This window comes from Streptomyces sp. NPDC048338 (assembly GCF_043201055.1).
In the GTDB taxonomy this organism is placed as follows: Bacteria; Actinomycetota; Actinomycetes; order Streptomycetales; family Streptomycetaceae; genus Streptomyces.
Map to the genome: position 1 here is coordinate 1 of NZ_JBICYQ010000025.1, position 18,934 is coordinate 18,934.

The 18,934-nt window shown below is 73.2% G+C and carries 15 protein-coding genes; 3 read left to right on the forward strand and 12 right to left on the reverse strand.

What is annotated here, in order from left to right; all coding sequences use genetic code 11:
- Positions 1-322: 322 nt before the first annotated feature.
- The gene (locus ACGFZF_RS36940) at positions 323-1,330 is read right to left on the reverse strand and encodes a stage II sporulation protein M (protein WP_393561651.1); all 1,008 of its coding nucleotides are present in this window, start codon (positions 1,328-1,330) and stop codon (positions 323-325) included.
- A 119-nt stretch (positions 1,331-1,449) separates the two neighbouring features.
- Here ACGFZF_RS36940 and ACGFZF_RS36945 point away from each other — a divergent pair, with 119 nt between their 5' ends.
- Positions 1,450-2,478, forward strand: coding sequence for an RDD family protein (locus ACGFZF_RS36945; RefSeq protein ID WP_393561653.1), 1,029 nt, complete (start codon positions 1,450-1,452; stop codon positions 2,476-2,478).
- Between the two features lie 32 nt (positions 2,479-2,510).
- Here ACGFZF_RS36945 and ACGFZF_RS36950 read toward each other — a convergent pair whose 3' ends face one another.
- The 8 genes from ACGFZF_RS36950 to ACGFZF_RS36985 all read right to left on the reverse strand — a co-directional run bounded on the left by ACGFZF_RS36950 (position 2,511) and on the right by ACGFZF_RS36985 (position 11,186).
- Positions 2,511-3,188, reverse strand: coding sequence for a hypothetical protein (locus ACGFZF_RS36950; protein WP_393561655.1), 678 nt, complete (start codon positions 3,186-3,188; stop codon positions 2,511-2,513).
- A gap of 155 nt (positions 3,189-3,343) precedes the next feature.
- On the reverse strand, positions 3,344-4,801 hold the full coding sequence (gene ahcY / locus ACGFZF_RS36955; RefSeq protein WP_393561657.1) for an adenosylhomocysteinase: 1,458 nt from the start codon (positions 4,799-4,801) through the stop codon (positions 3,344-3,346).
- A gap of 350 nt (positions 4,802-5,151) precedes the next feature.
- Positions 5,152-6,129 carry a cation diffusion facilitator family transporter gene (locus ACGFZF_RS36960; RefSeq protein ID WP_393561659.1) on the reverse strand — a complete coding sequence of 326 codons (978 nt, stop codon included), beginning with the start codon at positions 6,127-6,129 and terminating at the stop codon, positions 5,152-5,154.
- 117 nt (positions 6,130-6,246) lie between these two features.
- Positions 6,247-7,398, reverse strand: a complete 1,152-nt coding sequence (manA, locus tag ACGFZF_RS36965; RefSeq protein ID WP_393561661.1) for a mannose-6-phosphate isomerase, class I — start codon at positions 7,396-7,398, stop codon at positions 6,247-6,249.
- Between the two features lie 43 nt (positions 7,399-7,441).
- Complete coding sequence (locus ACGFZF_RS36970) at positions 7,442-8,593, reverse strand: SIS domain-containing protein (RefSeq protein ID WP_393561663.1); 1,152 nt, start codon at positions 8,591-8,593, stop codon at positions 7,442-7,444.
- A 319-nt stretch (positions 8,594-8,912) separates the two neighbouring features.
- A complete protein-coding gene (locus ACGFZF_RS36975; RefSeq protein WP_147978240.1) occupies positions 8,913-9,095 on the reverse strand; it encodes a Trm112 family protein in 183 nt (60 codons plus the stop codon).
- 117 nt (positions 9,096-9,212) lie between these two features.
- Positions 9,213-10,580 (reverse strand): phosphomannomutase/phosphoglucomutase, encoded by a 1,368-nt coding sequence (locus ACGFZF_RS36980; RefSeq protein ID WP_393561665.1) that lies wholly within the window; start codon positions 10,578-10,580, stop codon positions 9,213-9,215.
- A 132-nt stretch (positions 10,581-10,712) separates the two neighbouring features.
- Complete coding sequence (locus tag ACGFZF_RS36985) at positions 10,713-11,186, reverse strand: DUF3499 domain-containing protein (RefSeq protein WP_393561667.1); 474 nt, start codon at positions 11,184-11,186, stop codon at positions 10,713-10,715.
- A gap of 264 nt (positions 11,187-11,450) precedes the next feature.
- Between ACGFZF_RS36985 and ACGFZF_RS36990 the strand changes: the two genes are divergently transcribed.
- Positions 11,451-11,975 (forward strand): metallopeptidase family protein, encoded by a 525-nt coding sequence (locus tag ACGFZF_RS36990; RefSeq protein ID WP_393561669.1) that lies wholly within the window; start codon positions 11,451-11,453, stop codon positions 11,973-11,975.
- Between the two features lie 107 nt (positions 11,976-12,082).
- On the opposite strand, the gene ACGFZF_RS36995 is transcribed toward ACGFZF_RS36990, so the two are convergent.
- From ACGFZF_RS36995 to ACGFZF_RS37005, 3 genes are all read right to left on the reverse strand, one after another.
- The gene (locus tag ACGFZF_RS36995) at positions 12,083-13,627 is read right to left on the reverse strand and encodes a DUF5719 family protein (RefSeq protein ID WP_393561671.1); all 1,545 of its coding nucleotides are present in this window, start codon (positions 13,625-13,627) and stop codon (positions 12,083-12,085) included.
- Entirely contained in the window at positions 13,624-17,286 is a 3,663-nt protein-coding gene (locus ACGFZF_RS37000) for a glycosyltransferase family 2 protein (RefSeq protein WP_393561673.1), read from the reverse strand. The genes ACGFZF_RS36995 and ACGFZF_RS37000 overlap by 4 nt, the downstream gene beginning before the upstream one ends.
- 198 nt (positions 17,287-17,484) lie before the next feature.
- Positions 17,485-17,748 carry a WhiB family transcriptional regulator gene (locus tag ACGFZF_RS37005; protein WP_015033978.1) on the reverse strand — a complete coding sequence of 88 codons (264 nt, stop codon included), beginning with the start codon at positions 17,746-17,748 and terminating at the stop codon, positions 17,485-17,487.
- A 667-nt stretch (positions 17,749-18,415) separates the two neighbouring features.
- On the opposite strand from ACGFZF_RS37005, the gene ACGFZF_RS37010 reads away from it, so the two are divergent.
- Positions 18,416-18,925: a cysteine dioxygenase gene (locus ACGFZF_RS37010; RefSeq protein ID WP_393561675.1), complete on the forward strand. Its 510-nt coding sequence runs from the start codon at positions 18,416-18,418 to the stop codon at positions 18,923-18,925.
- Positions 18,926-18,934: the final 9 nt, after the last annotated feature.

Consider the following 18,934-nt stretch of genomic DNA (forward strand, 5'->3'; position numbering starts at 1 on the left):
AGATCCGATTTCCGTTTCTGCCACCCGCTGGAGCGGGCTGCCTTTCGGGAATTCGCTTTCGCGCTTTCCTTTCCGGCGGTTCCGACTTTATCAGACTCATTTCGGCCGACCTAATCGGTGGCTTCAGTGATTCGAATAAGGAATCGGGGTGGCTCCGTGGAATTCAATCCCGACCGGAGCGAGAGAGATGCTACGCGTCGTCCATCGAACTGTCCAGTCCGAGGCAACCCGTAAAATCTACCTCCCCAGGTCCACCGTGTCAACGGTTTTTCTGGGCGAAAAGGAGACTAGCAGGTCAGCGGGGGCGTACGCACATCGGGGATCACGCGGCGGTGGGCAGCTCCGCGCTGCGGTCGCGCTCCTCGACGTCGCCCGTGTCGCCGGCCCGGGCGGCGCGGCCTCCCAGGATCCAGACGTAGGCGAGGAATGCCAGTTCAGCGGCCACGCCGATGCCGATGCGCCCCCAGGTCGGGAGACCGGACGGGGTGACGAAGCCTTCGATCAGGCCGGACAGGAAGAGGACCAGGGCCAGGCCGATGGCCATGCCGACCGCGGCGCGGCCCCGCTCGGCGAGTGCCGCGCGGCGGGTCGTGGGGCCGGGGTCGATCAGGGTCCAGCCGAGACGCAGACCGGTGCCGGCGGCGACGAAGACGGCGGTCAGCTCCAGCAGACCGTGCGGAAGGATCAGGCCCAGGAAGACGTCGAGGCGGCCGGCCGCGGTCATCAGGCCGATACCGACACCGAGGTTCAGCATGTTCACGAAGAGGATCCCGATCACCGGGAGCCCGAGGAACGCGCCCAGCACCAGGCACATGGCGGCGGCCTGGGCGTTGTTCGTCCAGACCTGCGCGGCGAAGGAGGCCGCGGGGTGGCTGGAGTAGTAGGTCTCGTACCGGCCGCCGGGCCTGGTCATCTCGCGCAGGTCCGCCGGGGCGCCGATCGCCGACTGCACCTCCGGATGGGTGCCGATCCACCAGCCGATGAGCACGGCGACCAGGGTGGAGAGGACCGCCGTGGGGACCCACCAGTGGCGGGAGCGATAGACGGCGGCCGGGAAGCCGGCGGTCAGGAAGGCCGCCGCGTCGCGCCACGAGGAACGCCGGGTGCCGGTGACCGTGGCGCGGGCGCGCGCGACGAGCTGGGTGAGCCGGGCGGTGAGCATCGGGTCCGGAGCACTGGACTGGATGAGCGAGAGGTGGGTCGCCGTGCGCTGGTACAGGGCGACGAGCTCGTCGGCCTCGGCGCCGGTGAGCCTGCCGCCCCGCCGCAGGAGGTGGTCGAGGCGGTCCCACTCGGCGCGGTGGGCGGTCACGTAGACATCGAGGTCCATGATTCGGCTGCTGCTCCAGGCACTGGTGCGTACGGGTCCGTACTACTGCGGCGCGCTGCGGGTCAGCTTGGCAGACTGTCGTACCGAGGGGTCGGGAAGGCCGGAGAAGGGTGGGCGCCGTGAGTGGGGTGGTGACGGGGGACGCCGTCGTGCTGGGCTTGCAGCCGGCGCGGTTGCCGAGTCGGGCGCTGGCGCTGCTCCTGGATCTCGTCGTGGTGTGGGCCGCCTATCTGCTGATCGGTGTCGGGCTCGCGGTCGCGACGGCCTCGCTGGACGAGGCGGCGCAGACGGCCGTCTCCCTCGCCTGCTTCCTGCTGGTCCTGGTGGGGGCGCCGATCGCGGTGGAGACCCTGTCGCACGGGCGGTCGCTCGGCAAGCTGGCCTGCGGACTGCGGGTGGTGCGGGACGACGGCGGCCCGATCCGGTTCCGGCACGCGCTGGTGCGCGGCGCGATGGGGGTCGTGGAGATCCTCATGACGTTCGGCGCCGTCGCCTGCATCGCCTCGCTGGTGTCGGCGCGCGGGCGGCGGGTCGGGGATGTCTTCGCCGGGACGCTGGTCGTGCGCGAGCGGTTGCCGACCGGGCGGACCGCGGCCGTTCCGCCGCCTCCGCCGTGGTTGGTGGGGCGGTTCACGGAGCTGGACCTCTCGGCGGTGCCGGACTCGCTGTGGCTGGAGATCCGGCAGTACCTGACGCGGATGCGGCAGCTGGACCCGGCCGTCGGGCAACGGCTCGCGGAGCGGCTGGCCGACGAGCTGGTGGCGCGGACCGGGACGCCTCCGCCGCCGGGGGTTCCCGCGGCGGGGTACCTGGCGGGTGTCGTCGGCGAGCGCCGGGCGCGCGACGCCCGGCGCGCCTTCACGGCGACGGGACCGGTGGGCGTGACGGGACGGCCGGCCGGGGCACTGCCCGGGAGCGCGGGAGTCGTGGCACCGGGGGCCGCGGCGGTGCCGGGGAGTCCCGGTGGCACGGATGCGGCCGGAACCGGGGTGGCGCCCGGTGGTGGAGGGTCGGGGTTCACGGCGCCCGGGCGGTCCGACGTCGCGCCGGGGGCGGTGCCGGCTGATCCGGCCGGGGCTCCGGTGGCCGGGCCGGCGTCCGCGGACGGACCGGCGGCTCCCGCGACGGGCTTCGCCCCGCCCGCCTAGGTCCTGCCTCGGGCCCTCGGCGCCGACCGGCCCTAGGGCTGGCCGGGCTCCGGGAACTCCTCGGAGTCGTCCTGGTCGAAGCCCTCGGACGGGACCTCGGGGAAGACGGACGGCGGGGACTCCAGGTCCTCGAGTTCGATGCCGGGGGCGGACAGGACCACGTCCCCCGCGATGTGCACCGTGTGCCGCTCCCCGGTGTCCAGGCTGTCCACCCGGTACTCGTCCACGGTCAGCGGGCCGTTGTCAGTGGTGTGCGCTTCACTCTTCACCAGCGACCAGGACTGGTCGACCGTGAGGGGGGCGAGGACCGGATCCGTGAAGGCGACGAGCCGGACGCGGGTCGCGGGGGAAGCGGGGGTGAGACGCAGGAGTCGCGTGAGCGCGACGAGGAACGCCGGGGACGTGCCGGTGAAGGCGTGGGCGCGCACATTGCCTTCGGTGGCGTGGGTTCCGGTGGGGTCCGTACGGACCCAGGTGACGCCGTCGAGGGCCGCGCCGCGGACCTGCCAGCTCGCGGCGTGCAGTTCGAGGCGGATGGGGCGGCCGAGTTCGTCGACGGCCAGGTCGACGGAGCCGGCGTGATCGCCCGTGGGGGTGGTGGTCTGCGAGACGTACCGCCAGCCGGAGGGGCCGGGTGCGCAGTGGAAGTGCTCTTCACCGAGGGGGGTGTGATCGTGCGGGTCGTGGAGCGAATAGCGGCCGCGGGGCATGGGTCCTCGGTGTGCTTCCTGGAGGGTGGGGCCGTGTGAGGCGGCCCCTGGGGACGAGGCAGGCCCCCGGCACGGGGGTGCGGGGGCCTGCCTGATTCCTCTACGGGTGCCGGGGACGGGCGCGCGTCAGCGCGCGCGCTCCGTCGGCCGTGGCATCAGTAGCGGTAGTGGTCCGGCTTGTACGGGCCGTCGACCTTGACGCCGATGTACGACGCCTGCTCGGGGCGGAGGGTCGTGAGCTTCACGCCCAGCGCGTCGAGGTGGAGGCGGGCGACCTTCTCGTCGAGGTGCTTCGGGAGCACGTAGACGTCGGTCGGGTACTCCTCCGGCTTCGTGAAGAGCTCGATCTGGGCCAGGGTCTGGTCCGCGAAGGAGTTCGACATCACGAAGGAGGGGTGGCCCGTGGCGTTGCCCAGGTTCAGCAGACGGCCCTCGGAGAGGACGATCAGGACCTTGCCGTCGGGGAACTTCCAGGTGTGGACCTGGGGCTTGACCTCGTCCTTGACGATGCCGTCGATCTTGGCCAGGCCGGCCATGTCGATCTCGTTGTCGAAGTGGCCGATGTTTCCGACGATGGCCTGGTGCTTCATCTTGGCCATGTCGGCGGCCATGATGATGTCCTTGTTGCCGGTGGTCGTGATGAAGATGTCGGCCGTCTCGACGACGTCCTCGAGGGTCGCGACCTGGTAGCCGTCCATCGCCGCCTGCAGGGCGCAGATCGGGTCGATCTCGGTGACGATGACGCGGGCGCCCTGGCCGCGGAGCGACTCGGCACAGCCCTTGCCGACGTCGCCGTAGCCGAAGACCACGGCGGTCTTGCCGCCGATGAGGACGTCGGTGGCGCGGTTGATGCCGTCGATGAGGGAGTGGCGGCAGCCGTACTTGTTGTCGAACTTCGACTTGGTGACGGCGTCGTTGACGTTGATGGCCGGGAAGAGCAGCGTGCCCTCGGTCATCATCTCGTAGAGGCGGTGGACACCGGTGGTGGTCTCCTCCGTCACGCCGCGGATCTCGGACGCGAGCTGGGTCCACTTCTGGGGGGACTCGGACAGCGTGCGGTTCAGCAGGGTGAGGATGAAGCCGTACTCCTCGGAGTCCGCCGTGGACGGGTCCGGGGCCTCGCCGGCCTTCTCGAACTCGACGCCCTTGTGGACGAGGAGGGTGGCGTCACCACCGTCGTCCAGGATCATGTTCGGGCCGCCGGTGGGGGTGTTCGGCCAGGTCAGGGCCTGCTCCGTGCACCACCAGTACTCCTCCAGGGTCTCGCCCTTCCAGGCGAAGACCGGAACGCCGGCCGGCGCCTCGGGGGTGCCGTTCGGGCCGACGGCGATGGCCGCGGCGGCGTGGTCCTGGGTGGAGAAGATGTTGCAGGAGGCCCAGCGGACGTCGGCGCCGAGGGCGACCAGGGTCTCGATCAGGACGGCGGTCTGCACGGTCATGTGCAGCGAGCCGGTGATGCGGGCGCCGGCGAGCGGCTGCTGCTCGGCGTACTCGCGGCGGATCGACATCAGACCGGGCATCTCGTGCTCGGCGAGGGTGATCTCCTTGCGGCCGAAGGCCGCCAGGGACAGATCGGCGACCTTGAAGTCCTGCTGGTTGGCGACAGTCGTCATGACTGGGCTGCTCCTCGTGGATCGGTTGCGAGGGTTCGGTTGAAGCGCCTGACACCGCAGCTCGGGGACGCGGGCATACGAATGCCCGGTGTTCCCGGGGTGCAGTCGTCGGAGGCCCTCTCTCCCTCGGCCGGCCCCGTGGGCCGCCCGACCGCCATCAGCAGCGACGTCTGGCTGGTCTCGAATCTACACCGATCGGCCGAGCGACCCACAGTCCGCCCGGGGCCGGGATTCGGCCGGTTCCGGCCTCGACAGCGGCCCGGAAGGTGCCGCCGCCCGGTCGTCGCGGGCACCGGAAGGCCCTCGGACCAGGGGGTCCGAGGGCCTGAGGGACGTCGTCGGCGGCGGGGTCAGTGGCCGGTGTCGGGGCCCGCGCCGCCGGGGGTGGCGGCGGGGTCGGGGCCGGCCGCGGCGGCCTTCTCGTCGTAGATGTCCGGCTCCAGGTAGATGACGCGGGCGATCGGGACGGCGGCACGGATGCGTGCCTCGGCCGCGTCGATGGCGCGGGCGATCTCGGTGGCCGTGTCGTTGTGCTCGACGGCGATCTTCGCGGCGACCAGGAGTTCCTCGGGGCCGAGGTGGAGGGTGCGCATGTGGATGAGGCGGGTCACCGTCCGGCCGTCGACGACCGCGGCCTCGATCTGCTTCACCTGGTCCACGTCGGCGGACTCACCGAGGAGCAGCGACTTGGTCTCGGCCGCGAGGACGAGGGCGATGATGATGAGGAGGACACCGATGCACAGGGAGCCGATGCCGTCCCAGACGCCGTCCCCGGTGGCGAGCGCCAGGCCGACACCGCCGAGGGCGAGGACGAGGCCGACGAGCGCGCCGAGGTCCTCCAGCAGGACGACGGGGAGCTCGGGGGCCTTGGCCCGGCGGACGAACTCCGTCCAGGACCGCCCGCCGCGGATCTCGTTGGACTCCTTGATGGCCGTGCGGAAGGAGAAGGACTCGGCGATGATCGCGAAGACGAGGACGCCCACCGGCCAGTACCAGGCCTCGATGGGGTGCGGGTGCTTGATCTTCTCGTAGCCCTCGTAGATGGCGAACATGCCACCGACGGAGAAGAGGACGATCGAGACGAGGAAGGCGTAGATGTAGCGCTCGCGGCCGTAGCCGAAGGGGTGCTGGGGGGTGGCCTCGCGCTTGGCCCTCTTCCCGCCGAGCAGGAGCAGTCCCTGGTTGCCGGAGTCGGCCAGCGAGTGGACGCTCTCGGCGAGCATCGAGGACGAACCGCTGAAGAGGAACGCCACGAACTTGGCTACCGCGATCGCGAGGTTGGCGGCGAGTGCCGCCACGATCGCCCTGGTTCCGCCTGACGCGCTCATGGGTGTACGACTTCCCTTCGTCGATGCTCCGGCTGTGCCGTGGTGCGGTCCGGTCCGGTCACGTCCCGCGATCGGATCGCGTGACCCGGTCCGGTGATCCGGCCGCACATTGTTGCATCAGGCGGCGACGGTGGCTCTGAAGACCGTCCCCGGTCCGGACAGCGCGACCTCTTCGCCGGCCGGCACGAACACCGACTCGCCGGGGGCGAGGGTCTCGCCGCCCGCACGGGGGCGGCCCGCGACGGCCAGCAGGATCTGCGGCGTGCGGGCGGTGACGTCGGTGGGGGCGGCGCCCTCGGCCCGGACGAAGCGGGAGAGCCGGAACTCGTCGATGGGGATCTCGTAGAGCTCCTCGCCGGACGGCGACGCCTCGGGGCGCAGGACGGCGGGCTCGCCCGGTTCGAAGCGGGTGACCGCGAGGAGTTCGGGCACGTCGATGTGCTTGGGCGTGAGGCCGCAGCGCAGCACGTTGTCCGAGTTGGCCATGATCTCGATGCCGAGTCCGTCGATGTAGGCGTGCGGTACGCCGGCCCCGAGGTAGAGGGCTTCGCCGGGCTGGAGCCGGACGTGGTTGAGCAGCATCGCGGCGAGGACGCCGGGGTCGTTCGGGAAGTGGTGGGCGAGTACGGCGTACGGGGCGTGGGCGCCGCCGAGCCGGGCTGCGGCGGTCGCGGCCTCGGTGACCGTGGGGGCCAGTTCCTCGCGGTCCGCGGACAGCAGCGCGGTCAGCACCTCGCGCAGCGCGGCCTCTTCGGGGTGGGCGTGCAGCAGGTCGACGTACGGCTTGAGGGAGTCGACGCCGAGCGCGGCGAGGGCGTCGGCGGCCTCGGTCGGGGGCCGGAAGCCGCACATGCCGTGGAAGGGGGTGAGGGCGCAGATCAGCTCGGGCTTGTGGTGGGGGTCCTTGTAGTTGCGCTGGGGGGCGTCGATCGGGATGCCGGCCGCCTCCTCGGCGGCGAAGCCGGCCCGGGCCTGGGCGAGGTCGGGGTGGACCTGGAGCGAGAGCGGCGATCCGGCGGCGAGCAGCTTGAGGAGGAAGGGCAGGCGGGGGCCGAACTTCTCGACGGTGGGTGCGCCCAGTTCGCGTACGGGGTCGGCGTCGATGACCTCGTTGAGGGGTCCGCGCCCGGTGCCGGAGGGGGCTCCGGGGTGGGCTCCCATCCACATCTCGGCCTGCGGCTCGCCGGTGGGGGCGATGCCGAGCAGTGCCGGGATGGCCGTCGTGGAGCCCCAGGCGTAGGGGCGGACGGTGTTGACGAGGCGGTCCATGGAGCCTTCCAGCTTTTCTCGTGCGCGTGAGGCGGTGCGGGCGTCAGGCGGGCGGCGCGATGCCGGCCGACGCCAGGGAGAGGTAGACGGCGGCGAAGTCGGTGACGGCGAGGAGTTCGGCGAGCGCCTCCAGCTCGGTGCCCTCCTCCGGTTCGAGTTCGCTGATGGCGGTGTCGTGGCTGAGGGCGAGTTCGCGGGCGGCGGGGGCGGCGGTGAGGCCGCCGGTGGGCCGGTCCCGGATCAGGACGACGCGGGCCCGCAGGGCCTGGGGTTCCTCGACGCGGTCGCGGAAGAAGTCGTCGGGGTCGGCGCCGGCCGCGTAGTCGCCGGCGAGGAGGACGCCGTGGGCGGGCAGGGCCTCGGGCAGTTCGGCGGCGAGGGCGGGCAGGCCGGCGAGTTCGGCCAGGACGGCGGCGAAGCGGCGGCCGGCGGGGCCGGCGGCGTCGCCCTCGGTCCAGATCAGCGGCAGCGAGTCGGCGAGCTCGGCGGCGAGCGTCTTGGCGGGGTTGCTGTAGGTGGCGATGGCCGGGCCGCAGCGCTCGGCCGTGCGGTCGAGGCGGTCGGCGACCTTCTCCAGCACCTCGGGCGGTGCTTCGAGGAGGCCGACCTGGTCGAGCAGCGCGAGCAGCGGCGTGAACAGGGCCCACAGGGCGCCGGGGCCCACGGCGAGGACCTCGGTGTACTCGTCGGGGCTCTCGTACGGTGCGGTGGCCATCGGGACGAACATGCCGTGGGAGCCGTTGACGGCCTCGGTGAGGGGCGAGCTCTGCGGGGCGACGGCGACGACGGTGATGCCGCGGCGGTACGCCTGCTCGGCGAGCAGGGCGAGGCCCGGCTCGGAACCGTCGGTGGTGGGCATCAGGAGCAGGTCGACGGAGCCGGCCCAGCCGGGGAGCGCCCAGCGCAGGGCGCCGGCCACGGGGGCGACGCCGGTCGGATGGAGGCGGATGACGGGGGCTGAGGCGCCGGCGAGGGCGCCGACCAGGTCGGCGACGCCGGCGGCCGCGGTGCCGGGGCCCGCGACGAGGACGGCGCGGGGCCGTCCTTCGGGCCGGAGGTCGGCGATGCCCGCCTCCGCGGCGTGTCGGGCGGCGGTCCGTACCCGTGCGCCCGCTTCGGCGGCGCCGCGCAGGAGGCCGCGGCGGTCGGCGAGGGCGAGGGCTTCCGGTGCGTCGAGGAGGGTCTCGTCCAGCATGGGGCCTCCGGGGCGGGGCAGGGTGCGGGGCGTACGGGCCGGTTGCGAAGCTGCGGAGCTGGGTGGTGCCGGATGGAGCGTGGTGCGGCTGCGGGACCGCGGCCGGGCCGGTGTGTCGCGGGGGCCGCGGCGAGGGGCCGGGCGGGAGGGCCGTCGGGGGCGGTCGGCCCCGTGCCGGCCCTTGGTGTGCGGGGTCGCGGGGGTACGGGGTCCGCCTGGCGGGCCCCGTACGGGTGCGGTGGCACCCGCCCGGGCGGCGGCCGCCGGGGCCTGTCTTCAAAGTAGCGCCGCGAGCCGGGCGGGACTCTGAAGACAGGGCCTAGGCCGGGCGGCGGGCCTCGTCGACGAGGAGGACCGGGATGCCGTCGCGGACCGGGTAGGCCAGGCCGCAGTCGTCGCCGGTGCAGACGAGCTCGGGGGTCTCGGCCGCCGTGCGGTCGTCCAGCGGCGCGTGGCAGGCCGGGCAGGCGAGGATCTCCAGGAGGCCGGCTTCGAGCGGCATGAGGTGGTCCCTTCGAACAAACGGTGGTGGTGCTGCCCTTTGGGCCAGGTCAGCCTACCGCCGGGGGGCGGGCCGCGCGGCTCGGCGCCCGGCCCGTCCCCCGGCGGGAGAGCGACGTCAGCCGGTCGCGCGGACCAGGGCCAGGACCTCGTCGCGGAGCTTGGCCATGGTGGCCTCGTCGCGGGCCTCGATGTTCAGCCGGAGCAGCGGCTCGGTGTTGGAGGCGCGGAGGTTGAACCACCAGTCCTCGGCTGTCACCGTCAGGCCGTCGAGCTCGTCGAGGGTGACGTCGTCGCGGGAGGCGTACGCGGCCTTCACCTTCGCGGCGCTGGCGGCCTGGTCGGCGACGGTGGAGTTGATCTCGCCGGAGCTGCTGTAGCGGTCGTACGCGGCGGTCAGCGCCGACAGCGTGCCGTCCTGCCCGCCGAGGGCGGCGAGGACGTGCAGCGCGGCCAGCATGCCCGTGTCGGCGTTCCAGAAGTCCTTGAAGTAGTAGTGCGCCGAGTGCTCGCCGCCGAAGATCGCGCCCGTCTTCGCCATCTCCTCCTTGATGAAGGAGTGGCCGACGCGGGTGCGGACGGGGGTGCCGCCGTTCTCGCGCACGACCTCCGGGACGGACCACGAGGTGATCAGGTTGTGGATGACCGTGCCGCCGGGGGTCTTCGCCAGCTCGCGGGCGGCGACGAGGGCCGTGATCGCGGACGGGGAGACCGGCTCGCCGCGCTCGTCGACGACGAAGCAGCGGTCGGCGTCTCCGTCGAAGGCGAGGCCGAGGTCGGCGCTCTCGGCGCGGACGCGGGCCTGGAGGTCGACGATGTTCTTCGGGTCGAGCGGGTTGGCCTCGTGGTTCGGGAACGTGCCGTCCAGCTCGAAGTACATCGGCACCAGGTCCAGCGGGAGACCCTCGAAGACGGTGGGGACGGTGTGGCCGCCCATGCCGTTGCCGGCGTCCACGACGACCTTGAGCGGGCGGATCGCGGCGAGGTCGACGAGCCCCTTGAGGTGGGCGGCGTAGTCGTCGAGGGTGTCGCGCTCGGTGACCGTGCCGGCGGTGGCGGCGGCCTCGGGCGCGCCCTGCTCCGACCACTGCTCGACGAGGGCGCGGATGTCGGCGAGGCCGGAGTCCTGGCCGACGGGGGCCGCGCCGGCCCGGCACATCTTGATGCCGTTGTACTGGGCGGGGTTGTGCGAGGCGGTGAACATGGCGCCCGGCAGGTTCAGCTGCCCGGACGCGAAGTACAGCTGGTCCGTCGAGCAGAGCCCGATCAGGGTGACGTCCGCGCCGAGGCGGGCCGCGCCGCGCGCGAAGGCGGACGACAGGCCGGGCGACGAGGGGCGCATGTCGTGACCGATGACGATCGCGTCCGCGTCCGTCACCCGGACGAACGCGGCGCCGAAGAGCTCCGCGAGCGTCTCGTCCCACTGATCCGGCACCACCCCGCGGACGTCGTACGCCTTCACGATCTGCGACAGATCAGCAGCCACGGAACAACCCTCCTGAGTTCTCGGCACGCGTATGCGGCGCGTGTACGGAGCGCCCAAACTACCCGGGCGCGGTCCGTGGACCGCAGACCGAGGGGTCGGTACCGGCGTGAAAAGGAGGTTCCGGGCGTCAGGTCAGGAGTCGGGGGAGCGCAGGACGCGCAGGTGCCCGCGGCGGCCGATCTCCATCGGGTCGCCACCGCGACCGCCCTTGCCGCCCGCCTCGGCCGCCCGCTCCTGGGGGCGGGCCGCCTCGCGTACGGCGTTGGCGAGGGCTTCGAGGTCGTCACCGCTCGGGCGGGCCGGGGCCGACCCGTCGGTGAGCCGCACGACGTCCCAGCCGCGCGGGGCGGTCAGACGCTCGCTGTGTTCGGCACACAGGTCGTAGCAGTGGGGCTCGGCATAGGTGGCGAGCGGGCCGAGGACCGCAGTCGAGTCGGCATAGACGTACGTCAGTGTCGCGACGGCAGGGCGGCCGCACGCGGTGCGCGAACAGCGACGTACAGGGCTCACGACGTTGGACGGTACCGCACTCTTGAGCGGGCCGCGACGACTCTCCCTCAGGTCACTCCACCGTGTCGCGTGGTGAGGTCCGACACGACCGATCATCGGGTGTCCCTCCTGACCTGCGTGGGAGAACGGGGCCGTAGGCGGGGACCAGAGCCGATTCGGACATCCTTCGGACGCAATCCGGTCAAGGACCGCCAGATGGCCGATCGCGGACATCCATCGAATCGAGCCCGCGCTTGGCCGGAACGCTCAACAAAGGACAGCTCGGGCGGACGGTCCGCGGTGCGGGACCGCGGGGGGACACGGACGGGGCGGGGTCCTCCACGGTCCGTGAGCACCGAGGAGAGTTACGCTGCGTCAGTGATGGACAGTCCTGTGCCGCCGCGCCCCTCATCCCGCCCGGCCGAGCCGCAATCGGCGGATTCTCACCCGGGCGAGTCCAGTCCGGCGGAGTCCCGCCCCGCGGACGCGCGCCCGGGGACGGGCGAACCCCGGGTGCGCCGCCGTGACCGCCACGGCCGCGGGATGCGCGGCCCGGTCGCGCCGCCGCAGGTCCCGTTGTCCACGAGCCGGGCCGACAGCTTCCGGGACCTGGTCCTGGACTCCGTGGAGCGCCTGGAGCGGCGCTGGCCGCAGCTGGCGGACGTGGAGTTCCTGGTGCTCGACGTGCCGCCCTCGGTGCCGGGCGAGTCGGTGCCGCTGGGCGGTTCGGCCCCCGCGGCGAAGGACGGACCCGCCCGGGTCGTCGTCTACCGGCGGCCCGTCGAGATCCGCTCCAAGAGCCGCGACGAGCGGGCGCTGCTGGTCCACGAGGTCGTGGTGGAGCAGGTGGCGGAGCTGCTCGGCCTCTCCCCCGAGTCGGTCGACCCCCGCTACGGGCAGGACTGAGCCTCCGGGCGCCGTCCGGGCGGTGAGGGGTGCCCCTCACCGCCGGCACCGGCCCCGCACTGCCTTCCGCGGCGGGACCGGGGCCTCGTGTCGACCGGGGCCTCGTGTCAGTCGTCGAGGACGGAGAGGTCCTGCCGTGCCGACGGGACCTCGACCGTGCCCCGGTCGTCCGTCAGCGTCTGGACCGTGAACATCTGGATGCCCTTCTCCGGCAGCGCCAGCGTGCGCGACGCGTGGACCGGTCCGCCGGAGACCGGCTCGACGGTCAGCGCGTAGGTGCCCTTCAGTCCCTCCGGGACCGGGGGCGCGATCGCCGTGGTCGTGCCCGCCTTGACGGTGACGGTCTTCGTGACCGGCGTGCCGCCCTGTGTGCCCGCCGAAGCGGTGACCTTGACGGTGGCGTCGGCGCCGGGCGCGGTCAGGGAGAGCGTCGAGCCGGCCGAGCGGTTGTCGGCGACGGTGGCGCGGGCGGTGATCGCCGCGGCCGCCGGGATGAAGGCGATCTCCTGCTTGTCGCCCTTGCCGCGGACCACGCGCAGGGCGGCGACGACGGGCGTGGCCTTCTTCGGGTCCGACGGGGTGAGCAGCAGCGAGCCGGCCTCGCCCCGGGTGAGGTCCGGCAGGTCGACGGCGGCGGTCATGCCCGACTTCACGTTCAGGGACTGGGCGCTCGCCGGGACGATCGTGCCGCTCGGGCCGGCCAGCTGGATCTTCAGGTCGGCGTCGTCCTCGCCCGGCGCGTACGCGACCAGGCGCACCGAGGTCGCGTCCTTGGGGATGCCGGGCAGCACGAGGCTCCCGGCCGGGTCGGCGGACGCGGGCAGCCAGTCGCTGCCGGCCTTGTCGTCCGCGACGCCGAGGACGGCGCCGACCCGGCCGGTGCGGGTCGTCACGTGGACGGTGACGTCGGCAGCCGCGGATTCGGCGGTGAGGGTGGACAGGAGGACCGGGACGCTGGAGTGCGCCGGGACGGGGATGCCCTCGGTCAGCTGGGACTTGAGGGCGCCCTTCGGTCCGTGGAGCTCGATGTCGGCGACGGCGGCGGTGTCGTCGGGGTTGGTCAGGTGGACGTAGTCCTGGCGCTCCTTGGCGGTGGAGGCGGCCGGGAACCAGAAGTCCGTGTCGGGGGCGGTGCAGGAGACGCCGAGGAGTCCGCGGGCGCCGCCGGCGGGGACCATCGTGGTCTGCTGGACCGTCCAGCCGGGTGCGAGGGTGCCGGTGGCCTTGCCGGTCAGGGCGGGGGCCGCGCCGCCGTTCGCCTCGGCTCCGACAGGGGTGCCGGGCTGGGTGACGGTGGCCGGGGCCTTGGCGGTCGGCGGCTTCTTCGGCGGGGTCTCGCCCGGTGCGGCGGCGGCGAGCGGGGCGGGCGCCAGCTCTGCCTTGACCGCTCCGGCCTTCCCCGCGGCGGCCTTGCCCGTGCCGGTCTTGCCCGCGGCGTCCTTCCCGGCCGGCGTGTAGGAGGTGTAGACGGTCTCGGCCACCTCGGACGTGCTCGGCGCGGGGCACAGCAGGCTGGAGCGCTCCACGGGCAGCCGGGCCGGGGCCTTGGCCCCGGCGGAGGACGATCCGTCCGGCGCGGTCAGGGCTGCGAAGCCGGTGACGGCGGCGAGTGCGGTGGCGACCGCGATCAGGGAGAGGGTGGTGCGCTTCACTGGTTGCTGCTCCCGTCGGGACGCTGCTGGGTCTCGGGGCCCTGGCCGTCGCCGTATCCGTAGGTGTACGGGTCGTACGGCTGCTGCGGGTCGTAGGCCTGGGGCTCGTACGACTGCTGCTGCGCGTACGGGTCGTAGGACTGCGGGTCGTACTGCGGCTGCTGCGGGTCGTACTGCGGCTGCTCGTAGGCCTGCGGGGCGGGCTGGTGCGGATACTGCTGCTGGTACGGGTCGGCCGGGTACTCCTGGTAGTAGCCCTGCTGGGCGTACTCCTGCTGCTGTTGCTGCGCGTACGCGGGGTCGTAGGTGCCGTCCCAGTCCGCGGCCTCGTACGCCTGCTCCGCGGTGGCCTGTGCGGGCACGGGTGCCGGCGCCTGGGCCGGCTCCTCGGCGACGCCCTCGGCCGCCTCCGCCTCGGCCGCCTCCGCGGCCGCCCGCAGACGGCGGGCCCGACGGCCGTCGCCCTCCATGGCCTGGGCGGGGATGACGGCCTCCTCCTCCGGGAGGTCGTCGTCGATCTCCCGGCGGCGGCCCGGCAGCGCGAGGACGAGCAGGACGACGGCGAGGCCGACCTGCGTCCAGATCCATGCGGTGTGGGTGAGCGGCTCGTCGTAGGTCAGGTCGAGGCGGCCTCCCTCGGCGGGGAGTTCGAAGCCCTGGGCCCAGCCGTCGAGCGTGGTCCGCCGCAGCTCCTTGCCGTCGAGGGTGGCGGTCCACCGCTCGTCGGCACGGTCGGCGATGCGCAGCACGCGTCCGGCGGAACCCGACGGGATCTTGGTGTGCGCCTCGACCGGCCCGGCCGCGACGGCGACCGGCCGGGCGGCCTCGCCGCCCGACTTGGCCGCGGGGACGATCGTGGCCCGCGCGACCTCGCGGTCGACGCGCCACAGGGCGCTGCCGTCGAGCTGGCTGAGCCTGCTCAGGCCGGGCGTGGAGTCGAGGACGCGGCCCATCTGGCGGGGCGCGCCGTCCCGTACGAGGACGTACCGGATCGCGAAGCCGCTGAGTTCCTCGGTCTGGTCCGCGCCGGAGCCGGCGACCAGGTGGCCGACGACCTTGTCCAGGCGCGGGTCGCTGCCGGCGGCCTCGGCCAGTTCGGCGTCGCCGAGGCGACCGCCGGAGCCGCGGACCAGGGTGTAGACGACCTCGCCGGGCGTGCCGCCGAGGACGAGGGTGCGGGGCTGGTCGCGGGTGCCGCTCTCCTCGGCGACGAAGGCCGGGACCTGGATCGGGTCGCGGCGGGTCAGCGGGCCGTCCGCACCGGCGATCATCCAGGTCGCGGCGGCGACGACGGGTCCGACGGCCGCGGCGAGGGCGATGAGCGCGGCGACGGGCTGGCGCCAGCCGAAGCCGTGCGCGGCGACGCGTGTGCGCCCGCCCTCGGCGCCGATCATGCCTGCGGTGAGCAGCGCGGCACCGTAGACCAGGGTGGCCGGGCCGGACCAGCCGGTGCCGCCGGCGCCGTTGGACAGCACGGCGAACAGCAGGCCGGCGAGGGCGGCCGCCCAGGCGACGCGGACGGCGAACTGCCGCTCCTCGCGCAGCAGCCCGGCCAGGGCCGCGAGCACGAAGCCGATGAGGAGGAGGCCGCCGGTGGTGCCCGGGCCGCCGGGGCTGGTGCCCAGCAGGTCGAGGGCGGAGGCGGTTCCCGTCCGGATGTCGAGCCCGGCCTCGCGCAGGAAGGCGGAGGGCCCGGTCAGCAGGCTCAGCGACCAGGGGGCGAGGACGAGGAGCGGGGTGCCGAGGGCGGCCAGGAAGCGCAGGGCGTACGCGGTGATGTCACCGCGGCGCAGGACGAGGACCGCGATGCCGAGGACGAGGGCGAGCGGCCAGACGATCGGGGTGAACGCCATCGCGAAGGTGAGCAGGAAGGTGTACGCCCAGGTGGCGCGCCAGCTGCCGCGCTCCTCGCCGCGCAGTCCGTGGGCGGCGACGGCCGCGCGCGCGATGAGCGGGAGCAGGATCGCGAGGACGGCGGTGCCGAGGCGGCCGGTGGCGAGCGCTCCGGTCACGGCGGGCAGGAAGGCGTACGCGATGGCGCCCCACGCGCGCAGCAGCCGGGACTCGACGACGCCGCGGGCGGCGAAGTAGGCGGTGAAGCCGGCCAGCGGGACCGAGCAGACGAGGAGCAGGGTCAGCGCGAAGGAGGTGGAGCCGAGGAAGAGCGCGGACAGCGCGGCCAGGACGCCGAGGTAGGGCGGTGCGGTCGGGGTGCCGCCGGTGCCGATGGCGTGCCAGGCGTCGGAGTAGCGGGCCCAGAGGCCGGAGACGGAGTCGGGGGCGGGCAGCAGGGTGCCGCCCGCGAGCGAACCGCCGCCGTACAGGCCGCGGCAGGCGACCACGGAGACCAGGAGGAGCAGCAGGAAGAGGACGGGGCCGGGCTTGCCGGCGATCTTCTTCAGCCGGGCGAACTGCTCGACCTCCAGGAAGTCGGCGTCGTCGCCGCCGGGCCCGGACTCGACGGCGCCGTGGCGGGAGCCCCCGGAGTCGGCGTCGGAACCGCCGAAGTGGGAGACGACCTGCTCGGCGGCGGCGCGCACGGTGGCGCCGGGCGGCGGGAAGAGCGGGCGCAGTTCGTCCGGGGCGACGGCGGGGTTCTTGCGCCGCCGGCGGGCGGCGAGGATCCGCTCGGGGCGCAGCAGGGTGCCGAAGAGGCCCATGACCTCGTCGACGGCCTGGCCGGGCACCTTGCCGACGAGGTAGGTCAGGGTGCGCAGGAGGGTGCCGACGACCAGCCGGAGCAGGACGTAGGGCAGGGCCGCGCCGCGGGTGTTGGCGAGGAGCGTGTAGACGGCGCCGGCCTTGTCGACGCGGTGCGGGTTGGCGACCGAGCGGCCGGCGCAGTCGACGGTGCGGCGCTCGCGGGCGGACGCCTCGGCGTGCCGCAGGACGGCGTCGGGGGCGACGAGGACGCGGTGGCCGGCGGCGTGGGCGCGCCAGCACAGGTCGACGTCGTCGCGCATCAGGGGCAGGCGCCGGTCGAAGCCGCCGAGGTCCTCGAAGACGTCGCGGCGCACAAGCATGCCCGCGCTCGACACGGACAGGACGGAGCGGACCTGGTCGTGCTGGCCCTGGTCCTGTTCGCGGCGGTCGAGGCCGGTCCAGCGGCGGCCGCTGCGGGCGATGGAGACACCGGCCTCGAGCAGCTGCCGGCGGTCGTACCAGCCGCGCAGCTTCGGTCCGACGACGGCGGCGTCGGCGTCCGAATCGGCGACGCGCAGGAGTTCGGCGAGGGCGTCCGGCTCGGGGGAGCAGTCGTCGTGGAGCAGCCAGAGCCACTGCACGGGTTCGCCGTGCGGGAGTTCGGGCATGTCGTAGGCGTCGTCGCGCCACGTCCTGCTGACCGGGTCCCAGCCGCTGGGGCGCTTGAGGTAGGGGAGTTCCTCGGGCCCGAGCACCGGCGCGGTGCGGGCGGCCTCCTCGACGGCGGCGCCGAAGCCCGTGCGGCGGGCGAGGTGCAGCACGCGGTCGGCGCCGATGGCGTCGGCGACGAGCTGCGCGGAGTCGTCGGCGCTGCCGGTGTCGGCGGCGACGACGTTCTGCACGGGGCGTTCCTGCGCGAGCAGCCCGGCGAGGGCGTCCGGCAGCCAGCGAGCGCCGTCGTGGGAGACGAGCACGGCGGTGACGACGTGTCGCGGGAACTCAGGAGTTGAGGACATCGAGGTACGGGCCCTCCGGCCGGGGGGGGTCGCCCGCAGGGGGGCGTGGGTGCGTCTCGGACGGGGCCCCACACTAACGGCTGTCATGAAAACGGTCCGCCGCCTGTGGACAGAGCACAGGGGGCGGACCGTTCGTTGTGTACGGGTGTGCGCGGATTGTCGCGCGGTACGGCCGGGTGAGCGGCGAGGGCGGCCGGCTCAGACCGCGGCCTTCTTGAGGCGGCGGCGTTCGCGCTCGGACAGGCCGCCCCAGATGCCGAACCGCTCGTCGTTCTGCAGGGCGTATTCGAGGCACTCGGAGCGGACCTCGCAGGCGAGGCAGACCTTCTTGGCCTCGCGGGTCGAGCCGCCCTTCTCGGGGAAGAAGGACTCGGGGTCGGTCTGGGCGCACAGCGCGCGCTCCTGCCAGCCGAGTTCCTCGTCCGCGTCCTCGACCAGCAGTTCCTGGAACAACTCGGTCATGTGCGCCCCTCGTCCGTCTTCGCGTCCCCGTGATGTGGCCGTCCTCGATCCCGGCCGAACGACACGAGTGAAATTACAAGTTTGTGCTCTGTGCGAGTCAAGCCGGAATCTGCTATTGGGCCCGGTATTCACTCTGCGGAACCAAGGCTATGCGGAAAGTGTTCAAATCACCAAAAACCTGACACATGCCACTGGCCTGGCCACACCGCTCGCTTTCTCAGGGGAGGACGTCCGACGCGTTGATCTTGTTGCCCTCTCGCCGCGGAAGCGATCGAGATCACAGTCTGATCACAGGACCCCCACCACGTTTAAGGCGCGGTTGCTGCGCCATGTCTCCCGCCTCACGGCTGCACAAACCTTTCTCCGGACGCTGCAACCGGATGAGGTGAAACATTGCGCCCAAATCGGTCATTGGGTTGACAGTCGGGACTCTCTCCCGCCACCTTTGATGCCATGCCAGCGACCTCAGCGCCCTTCGCGACCCACACCGGTGGGTTCCGCAGCGCTGTCCAGGCGCGCTGTTGCTGTTGTTGTTCCAGCTGTTGATGCCGTCAGCGCTCCAGCTCCCACGCGGTCGATCCCTTCCACGCCCTCCGCGTGCCCCGCGAATCACCTGCGACACCCCCCGCACCTGCACTCCTGCTTCTGCCGAGGAACCACCGCACCCATGAACAGCGACAGCGACCTTCAGATCGCCGGCGACATCCTCGAGGTCCAGCACCTCCTGCAGCCCGCTCGTGAGCACCCCACGACCGTGGCCGAGTTCGCCGGTCTCGCCCGCGCCATCGCCGCCGACCGCGCGCAGTGGGCCCCCCACGTCGAGTACGACGCCACCACCCGCTGGTACCACCGGCTGCGCACCGGGCCCGGCTACGAGGTCTGGCTGCTCTCCTGGGTGCCCGGCCAGGGCAGCGGACTGCACGACCACGGCGCCTCGTCCGGCGTACTGACCGTCCTGCAGGGCGAGCTGACGGAGCGTACGGACCGGGGCGTGCGGACGCTCTCCGGAGGCGCGCAGCGCGTCTTCGCGCCGGGGTACGTCCACGAGGTCGTCAACGACTCGCTGGAGCCGGCGATCAGCCTGCACGTGTACTACCCGGGCCTCACCGAGATGCCCATGCACGAGTCGCGCCGGGCGCAGTGCGCCCCGGCGGCGCTGAACGGCGTACCCGCCTGACAGACTGCT

Coding starts and splice junctions, on each gene's coding strand:
- ACGFZF_RS37000 (WP_393561673.1), bottom strand. CDS start 17,286: ATGTCCTCAACTCCTGAGTTCCCGCGACACGTCGTCACCGCCGTGCTC.
- ACGFZF_RS36975 (WP_147978240.1), bottom strand. CDS start 9,095: ATGCCGCTCGAAGCCGGCCTCCTGGAGATCCTCGCCTGCCCGGCCTGC.
- ahcY (WP_393561657.1), bottom strand. CDS start 4,801: ATGACGACTGTCGCCAACCAGCAGGACTTCAAGGTCGCCGATCTGTCC.
- ACGFZF_RS36940 (WP_393561651.1), bottom strand. CDS start 1,330: ATGGACCTCGATGTCTACGTGACCGCCCACCGCGCCGAGTGGGACCGC.
- ACGFZF_RS37005 (WP_015033978.1), bottom strand. CDS start 17,748: ATGACCGAGTTGTTCCAGGAACTGCTGGTCGAGGACGCGGACGAGGAA.
- manA (WP_393561661.1), bottom strand. CDS start 7,398: ATGGACCGCCTCGTCAACACCGTCCGCCCCTACGCCTGGGGCTCCACG.
- ACGFZF_RS36950 (WP_393561655.1), bottom strand. CDS start 3,188: ATGCCCCGCGGCCGCTATTCGCTCCACGACCCGCACGATCACACCCCC.
- ACGFZF_RS36960 (WP_393561659.1), bottom strand. CDS start 6,129: ATGAGCGCGTCAGGCGGAACCAGGGCGATCGTGGCGGCACTCGCCGCC.
- ACGFZF_RS37010 (WP_393561675.1), top strand. CDS start 18,416: ATGAACAGCGACAGCGACCTTCAGATCGCCGGCGACATCCTCGAGGTC.
- ACGFZF_RS36970 (WP_393561663.1), bottom strand. CDS start 8,593: ATGCTGGACGAGACCCTCCTCGACGCACCGGAAGCCCTCGCCCTCGCC.
- ACGFZF_RS36985 (WP_393561667.1), bottom strand. CDS start 11,186: ATGATCGGTCGTGTCGGACCTCACCACGCGACACGGTGGAGTGACCTG.
- ACGFZF_RS36990 (WP_393561669.1), top strand. CDS start 11,451: ATGGACAGTCCTGTGCCGCCGCGCCCCTCATCCCGCCCGGCCGAGCCG.